The sequence below is a fragment of the Glycomyces amatae genome, from assembly GCF_020991375.1.
GTDB classification, from domain to species: domain Bacteria; phylum Actinomycetota; class Actinomycetes; order Mycobacteriales; family Micromonosporaceae; genus Glycomyces; species Glycomyces amatae.
This window is the reverse complement of the sequence record NZ_JAJLQZ010000026.1, coordinates 57,552-63,640: the sequence shown is the minus strand read 5'-3', so window position 1 is coordinate 63,640 and position 6,089 is coordinate 57,552. Positions and strand designations below refer to the sequence as shown.

Annotated in this window: 7 protein-coding genes and 1 tRNA gene; 3 read left to right on the top strand and 5 right to left on the bottom strand. The window is 72.8% G+C overall.

What is annotated here, in order from left to right; genetic code table 11:
- Window positions 1-284 precede the first annotated feature (284 nt).
- Entirely contained in the window at window positions 285-962 is a 678-nt protein-coding gene (locus tag LO763_RS25480) for a tyrosine-type recombinase/integrase (RefSeq protein WP_230790637.1), read from the top strand.
- A gap of 64 nt (window positions 963-1,026) precedes the next feature.
- On the opposite strand, the gene LO763_RS25475 is transcribed toward LO763_RS25480, so the two are convergent.
- A tRNA-Leu gene (locus LO763_RS25475) sits at window positions 1,027-1,103 on the bottom strand.
- Between the two features lie 132 nt (window positions 1,104-1,235).
- On the opposite strand from LO763_RS25475, the gene LO763_RS25470 reads away from it, so the two are divergent.
- Both LO763_RS25470 and LO763_RS25465 read left to right on the top strand, forming a co-directional pair.
- Window positions 1,236-1,928, top strand: coding sequence for a TetR/AcrR family transcriptional regulator (locus LO763_RS25470; protein ID WP_230790636.1), 693 nt, complete (start codon window positions 1,236-1,238; stop codon window positions 1,926-1,928).
- An 11-nt stretch (window positions 1,929-1,939) separates the two neighbouring features.
- The gene (locus tag LO763_RS25465; protein WP_230790635.1) at window positions 1,940-2,917 is read left to right on the top strand and encodes a VOC family protein; all 978 of its coding nucleotides are present in this window, start codon (window positions 1,940-1,942) and stop codon (window positions 2,915-2,917) included.
- On the opposite strand, the gene LO763_RS25460 is transcribed toward LO763_RS25465, so the two are convergent.
- From LO763_RS25460 to LO763_RS25445, 4 genes are read right to left on the bottom strand one after another with little or no spacing between them, the layout of a single operon-like run.
- Window positions 2,918-3,877 carry a phosphotransferase family protein gene (locus tag LO763_RS25460; protein WP_230790634.1) on the bottom strand — a complete coding sequence of 320 codons (960 nt, stop codon included), beginning with the start codon at window positions 3,875-3,877 and terminating at the stop codon, window positions 2,918-2,920.
- 58 nt (window positions 3,878-3,935) lie between these two features.
- Window positions 3,936-4,892, bottom strand: a complete 957-nt coding sequence (locus tag LO763_RS25455) for a serine hydrolase domain-containing protein (RefSeq protein WP_230790633.1) — start codon at window positions 4,890-4,892, stop codon at window positions 3,936-3,938.
- Window positions 4,889-5,125: a helix-turn-helix domain-containing protein gene (locus tag LO763_RS25450; RefSeq protein WP_230790632.1), complete on the bottom strand. Its 237-nt coding sequence runs from the start codon at window positions 5,123-5,125 to the stop codon at window positions 4,889-4,891. Before LO763_RS25450 ends, LO763_RS25455 begins: the two co-directional genes overlap by 4 nt.
- A 53-nt stretch (window positions 5,126-5,178) precedes the next feature.
- Entirely contained in the window at window positions 5,179-6,060 is an 882-nt protein-coding gene (locus LO763_RS25445; protein WP_369432086.1) for an aminoglycoside phosphotransferase family protein, read from the bottom strand.
- Window positions 6,061-6,089: the final 29 nt, after the last annotated feature.

Here is a 6,089-nt window from a genome sequence, read left to right as displayed (position 1 = left end):
AGAGTCCCTGCGCCTGCATTCCGCTGAGCAGCAGTACCAGCCGGCCGGCGCCGGGGCATAGCGCCGGGCAAGGACTCCCGCCGACACGGCCTGAGCGGCTGTGGACAGGCGATCCTGAAATTCTCGAGGGGCGCCTCGACCGTTCGGAGAATGCCAGATCGCTCATATCAAGGACGCGGAGCGGCGACATTCATTTCGACGGACGGACGGCCACGGCTCTCGGTGCAGGCGAGGCGACCCGGAAATGCAGCCGGCCGCTGCACCCCAGCGACGTCAAGCGGGGCGTGACCGTGAAGCCGTGCCCACCGGACCGCACCGGGCACGAGCGGACCTGCCCCGAGAAGCGCCGCAGTGCCTGCTCGCGGGAGTCGCACCGCGTCCCCTGCCCGAAGGACTGGACGGGGCACGCCCGCCATTGCCCCGACCGCAAGGGCGGGTTGCTCCTCGAGGAACCGGAGACGCCCGTCGAGGCTGAGACGCGGCCCGGTCGCCGCAAGGGCCAGCGCAAGTCCAAGCGGGACCTGCGGCCGAAGTCGAAGGCGGGGGAGCGGCGGCTCCCGCTGCCGGCGTTCCTGCTCGACGAGCTCCGCGAGCACCGCCTGGCGCAGGAGACCGAGCGGGCCCTGGCGGGATCGAAGTGGCAGAGCCTGGGGCTGATCTTTGCTACACCGTTCGGCCAGCCGATCCACCCGTTCACCGACTGGGAGGAGTGGGGCGAGATCCTCGACGCCGCCGGCGTGGGCTACATCGAGCCGCACGGCGCCCGCCATTCGGCCGCGACGTTCCTGGGCGCCGTGGGGGTCGACCCGCTCGTGGTGATGGCGATCCTGGGGTGGTCGAGCCCGGACATGGCGAAGCGGTACCGGCACATCCCCGACTCGATCCTACAGGCCGCCGGGAATCAGCTTGGTACGGCGATGTTCGGCGATTTTGCTACGGGCGCTGCCACGGAGGCTTCGTAGGGGAGCGGCAATGAGGAACGGCACCCTGCCTCGGGCCGTTTTCGCTGTTCGGGAGGGGTGTCTCTGGTAGCCCGGGTGGGATTCGAACCCACACTGTACGGGTTTTGAATCCGTCTTCTCTGCCAGTTGGAATACCGGGCCTGGCGCCCGGTCGGTGGGTCCGGGCCGCTGCAAATGATACCCGGTGGTGCGGCGGTCGACCTCTGGGCCCTGCGTGGGCGCCTCTTGCCGACTCGTGACCGGATTTGTATTCTGGTCACGAGTTGAGGGGGCGTGGTGCGGACACAGCGGGTTGATCTGGGGCGGCGGGCCGATGCGCTGCTGGATGCGGCTGCGGAGCTGCTGGTCGCAGGGAGGTCGACTCGGATTCGGGTCGAGGACGTCGCGGCGAGGGCCGGGGTCGGGAAGGGGACGGTCTACCTGCACTGGCCCAGCCGGGAGCAGCTGCTGGTGGCGGTCGGCGCGCGTGAGGCCGCTGCGATGTTGGGCGTTGTCGTTGGTGCTGTCGAGGCCGATCCTGCCGAGGCCGCGCTGCATCGTTACCTGCGGCGGCATTTCCTGGAGGCCGTGCGGCGGCCGGTCCTCGCGGTGCTCTTCGGCGCCGCGGCTCCCGAGTTGGACGCGTTCGCTCGGGAGCGGGCGCGTTCCGGTCAGGGGACCGCCGCTCATGCGTATCTGGACGTCCTGGCCGAGCACCGGTTGCTGCGGTCCGGGATCGAACCGGCGGACGTCGATTACGGGGTCCAGGCGGTCGCCTACGGGTTCTTCCGGGTGGAGCCGTTGCAGGCCGTCGATCCGGAGCGGACGTCGGAGTATCGCGCCGAGCGGCTCTCCGAGGTCGTCAGGAGGGCGTACGAGCCGCTTCAGGAGCCTTCGATGGAACATTATCGCGCTGCCGCCCCGCAGGTGATCGAGGTGTTCACCCGTTCGGCGGATGAGTTTCGCCGTATCGCTTACGGCAATTGAAAGGGGCCCTCATGGCCAACGACATCACCGGCATCCACCACATCGGCCTCGTCGTCCGCGATATGGAGGCCGCCCTGGCCGCGTACCGGCGCCTGGGTTTTCGCCTCGGTCCGCCGGCCTACCCCGCGTTGCCGCCGGCACCGGGAGCGGCGCCCGGGCCGGTCGGTGCGGGCAACACCCACGCCGACTTCCCGCGGAGCTTCATCGAGCTGCTCGCTCCGGCCCCCGAGCGGCAGGAGCTGCTTCCGGAGGGGGCCAGGTTGACGCCGCTGCGAGTCCCCGATGGGCAGCTCGCCGCGACCAGGGCCGTGATCACCAGGACGGTCGCCAATCTCGTCCAGCGGTTGCAGATCGCCGAAGGCGCTCACATCCTGGTCTTCGCCACTCGCGACGCCGATGCGACCGCTGCGCGGTTGGACGCGCACGGGATCGGCCACAGCGGCGCCCGCTCGGCGCAGCGGCCCATCGCCACTGCGGGCGGTGTCGTGCCGGCCGACATCAGGTTCCTCGACGTCGACGGTCCGGACTCGCCGCCCGGCATGGCCCCCGAAGGGCGTGTCGGCGCGGCCGAGGACGCCCCGCCGGAACTGCTCGACGCCCAAGTGGGCCTTCGGCATCCGAACGGCGCCACCGGTGTCGCCGAGGTCGTGGTCTGCGTCGGCGATGATCAGATCCGGGCTACCGCGGATAGGTACGAGCGGCTTCTCGATCGCTCCGCGGTGTTCCAAGGCCGGGACGCGGTCGTGGACCTGGGCGGCAGCCGGGTCACCGTCACCGATGCGGACGGCCTCGCGGCACGCCTGCCCGGCGAGCGGCCGCACACCGTCCCCGGCCTGAGCGCCTGCGCGATCGCGGTCGCCGATCCGGCCGCCGCCGAGGAGCACCTCCGCGCCCGAGGCGTCATGGTCGGGCGGACCGCCGAGGGCGAGCCCTTCGTCCCGGCGCGGGAGGCGCTCGGTACCGCGCTTATGCTGCGCCAGGCCGACTGATCAGGCGGTTCGCCTCGTGCCCGGCTTCAGCAGCCGCATCCAGTACCCGTCCCGGCCCTCGACCAGGTCCGGCGGGTCTTCCCGGAAGCCGTGGACCCGGTTGAGCATCAGCTCCATCGCGTCGGTCCGCCCCTGCCGGCGGTAGAAGTCCAGCGCCCACAGCCCGTTGACGATCACCAGGGACCGCATCCGCTCGGCGATCCCCGGTTCGGCGGACAGGCGGTCGAGGTCGTACTCGGCCTGCGCCCGCGTGCTCGGCAGCATCGGGGCCCACAGGAGGTACCTGGCCACCTCCCAGACCGGGTCGCCGACCACGGCCGCCTCCCAGTCGAAGACCCCGACGACGCGGCCGCCTTCGACGGTGAAGTTGCGCGGGTTGAGGTCCCCGTGGACCAACCGCCTGGTCGCGGGGAGTGCTTCCGCGGTCCCGATGGCGATCGCCGTCAGGTCCTCGGCCAGTGCGGTGTCGGCCTCGCCGTCGAGGTCGTCCCAGGTCTCGGGGAGGAGGGACCGCAGGTGGCCGGCCCAGATGGCGTGCGGACCGTGCTCGGTCTCGGGGTCGAAGGAGCCGAAGCCCTCCGATGCCGACAGGTCCGCGGCCGCGATCGCGTCGATCACCGCCCGCACCGCCGGCGCCAGCTCCCGGGCCTCCTCATAGGTCTCGAGATGGACGCCGCCCATGCGCTCGGAGACGCAGCAGTAGACCCCCTCGTCGAGCTCACCGACCTCCAGGACCTCCGGGACCGGTACGTCGGGCTTCGGCATTCGCCTTGCGGCCCAAGCGTCCTTGTCGAACCCTTCGCGCCGCGGGCCGACGCGCGCCACGAGGTCGCGGCCGTCGGCGCGGAAGGCGAACGCCTGGGACACCTCGCCTTCGGTCAGCTGCTCCCAGCCGCTGATCCGGCCGTGGCGCTCGCGCATCGCCTGCGCCACCACTTCACCGGTGAGTGTCGTCTTCATCGGCATCAGGTTAGGTATCAGGTCTCGGCCTGCCAACCGAGTTTTCGCACGTGCCGTCTCAGGCGGCCAGGAGTTCGAAGCCGTGGGAGTCGACCGCGGCGGCGGTGGCCGAGAGGACCACGACGCCCCGGCCCGCCTCCCGGTCGAGCCCCATCCAGGTCCGGAAGCCGCCGGTGCCGCCGTTGTGCCAGGTGACGGTCCGCCTTCTCGTCTCGACCGTGATCCACGCGGCGCCGATGCGGTAGCCCATGCTGAACGGCGCCACGGGATCGAGCGCCGCGATGCCCGGCGCGGTGCCGTCGAGCAGCGCGCCCGTCAGCGTCGCCATGTCGCCGATCGCGGCCCGGATGCCGCCCGCCGGTGCCAGGGCCTCCCCGGTCCACGGCTCCTGGCGCCGCCCGCGCCGGTTCACGCCGGTCAGCGCCTCGGACCGGAGTGCTTCCGGTGCGGCCGGGACGTAGCAGCGCTCGAGCCCCAGCGGGACGGTGATCCGGTCATGCAGCAGCCCGGCGTAGGTCGTCCCGGCCGCGCTCGCGAGGGCGTGGCCCAGCAGCTCGAACCCGAGGTTCGAGTAGCGGGGCCGCGGTCTTCCGAGCCGCGCGCCCCGGGCCTGGTCGAGCAGTTGCCCGAGGTCCTCGCCGTACGGGTTGGTCCCGTGCCGCCACAGCGCGACGGTGCGCCGCCATGGCTGCGCCGAGGGCGGCAGCGACGGCAGCCCCGACCGGTGCGTGCTCAGCGCCCCCAGCGTCACCCCGCCGACCGGGGCGTCCGCGAGCGGCAGGAGGTCGCCCAACGGCGTCGCCGCCGTGACCTCGCCGCGCTCGATCGCGTCGGCGTACAGCAACCCGGTGACGCCCTTGGAGATCGAGCCGATCTCGAAGTCGGCGTCCAGGCCGGCGCCGATGCTCGCGGTCGTCGCGCCGCCTCCGTCCACCACGGCCGCCGCCGCGACGGGGTGCCGCCTGCCGAGGAGCGCTTCGAGTTCCGCGGCGAGTTCGTCGTCGCCGCCGGTCACGACCGGCCTCCCAGCAGGCCCCGGCCGCCGTGCTTCTTGTGGGCGGCCTGCTTCGAGACGCCCAGTGCGGCGGCGATCCGCGCCCAGCTGGCGCCCTCGTTGCGGGCCCGGCGCACCAGTACGGCCTCGCGGCGCTCGACCTCGGTCCTGACGGCCGCCACGGCCTCCAGGCCGTGGAACGGGTCGGGGTCGTCGGTGGCGGCGGCCAGCGCCGTGAACGCGTCGTCGTCCATGCGTCAACCGTAGTTGACGATCTTGAGTACGTCAATAAAGGTTGACGTCGGGTCTACGGTACCGACGCGAGCAGGCGGTCCAGTGCGGCCCGGCCGGCGGGCTTCCAGGTCGGTTTGCCTCCGGCCCGGCCTTTCTCGCCCGCCTCGCCGATCTCCAGCAGCACCAGCCCCTTCAGCAGCGCCCTGCCGCGCGAGCGGCGGACGGTGGCCGGGTCGGCCAGGGCGTACTCCTCGAGGCAGCGCTCGGCCGCGCCCTGGGGGAGGAGGGTCCACGCGGCGGCGAGGTCGACGGCCGGGTCTCCCGCGCACAGCTCGCCGAAGTCGATGACGCCCGCCAGGGCGCCGCCGCGGGTCACGACGTTCGCCGGGTGCAGGTCCCCGTGCACCCACACCGCGGGCCGCTCCCAACCGGGCGCCGCGACCGCGTCGTCCCAGAGCTCCCGCAGCCGGGCGGCCTCGCCGTCGGCCATGGTCGCGAGGTGCCGTTCGACCGTGTCGGCGGCCTGCTCGAGCGGTTCGCGCTGCTGCGTCGGGGCCGGGGCGTCGGCGGGCGCCTCCCGGTGGAGCGCGGTGAGGAACGCGGCGAGGGCCGCGGCGGCTTCCGGGCCGCGTTCGACGGGGGCCGCGTCGGCGGGCTCGCCGGAGACCCACGTGGCCACGATCCAGTTGCGCGGGAACCGGTCCGAGGGCGCGCCGATCCGGACGGGGACCGGGACCGGCAGCGACAGGTCCGGCGCCAGTCCCGGCAGCCAGCGGTGCTCCTTCTCGAGCAGCGACGGCGCCCGCGGGGTCTGCGGCATCCGGACGGCCAGGTTCTCACCCAGCCGCCACATCCGGTTGTCCCAGCCGCCCTCGACCTCCCGCAGGGGCAGGCCCGCCAGGTCGGGGTGCTGCTCGCGCAGCAGCGACCGCACCAGCGCCTCGTCGATCACCAAGTCGCTCAAGCGAACCCTCCTCGCCGCCC

Bases quoted from the DNA above. Each gene is read 5' to 3' on its own strand.
- LO763_RS25465 (WP_230790635.1), top strand. From the start codon at position 1,940: ATGGCCAACGACATCACCGGCATCCACCACATCGGCCTCGTCGTCCGC.
- LO763_RS25460 (WP_230790634.1), bottom strand. From the start codon at position 3,877: ATGAAGACGACACTCACCGGTGAAGTGGTGGCGCAGGCGATGCGCGAG.
- LO763_RS25450 (WP_230790632.1), bottom strand. From the start codon at position 5,125: ATGGACGACGACGCGTTCACGGCGCTGGCCGCCGCCACCGACGACCCC.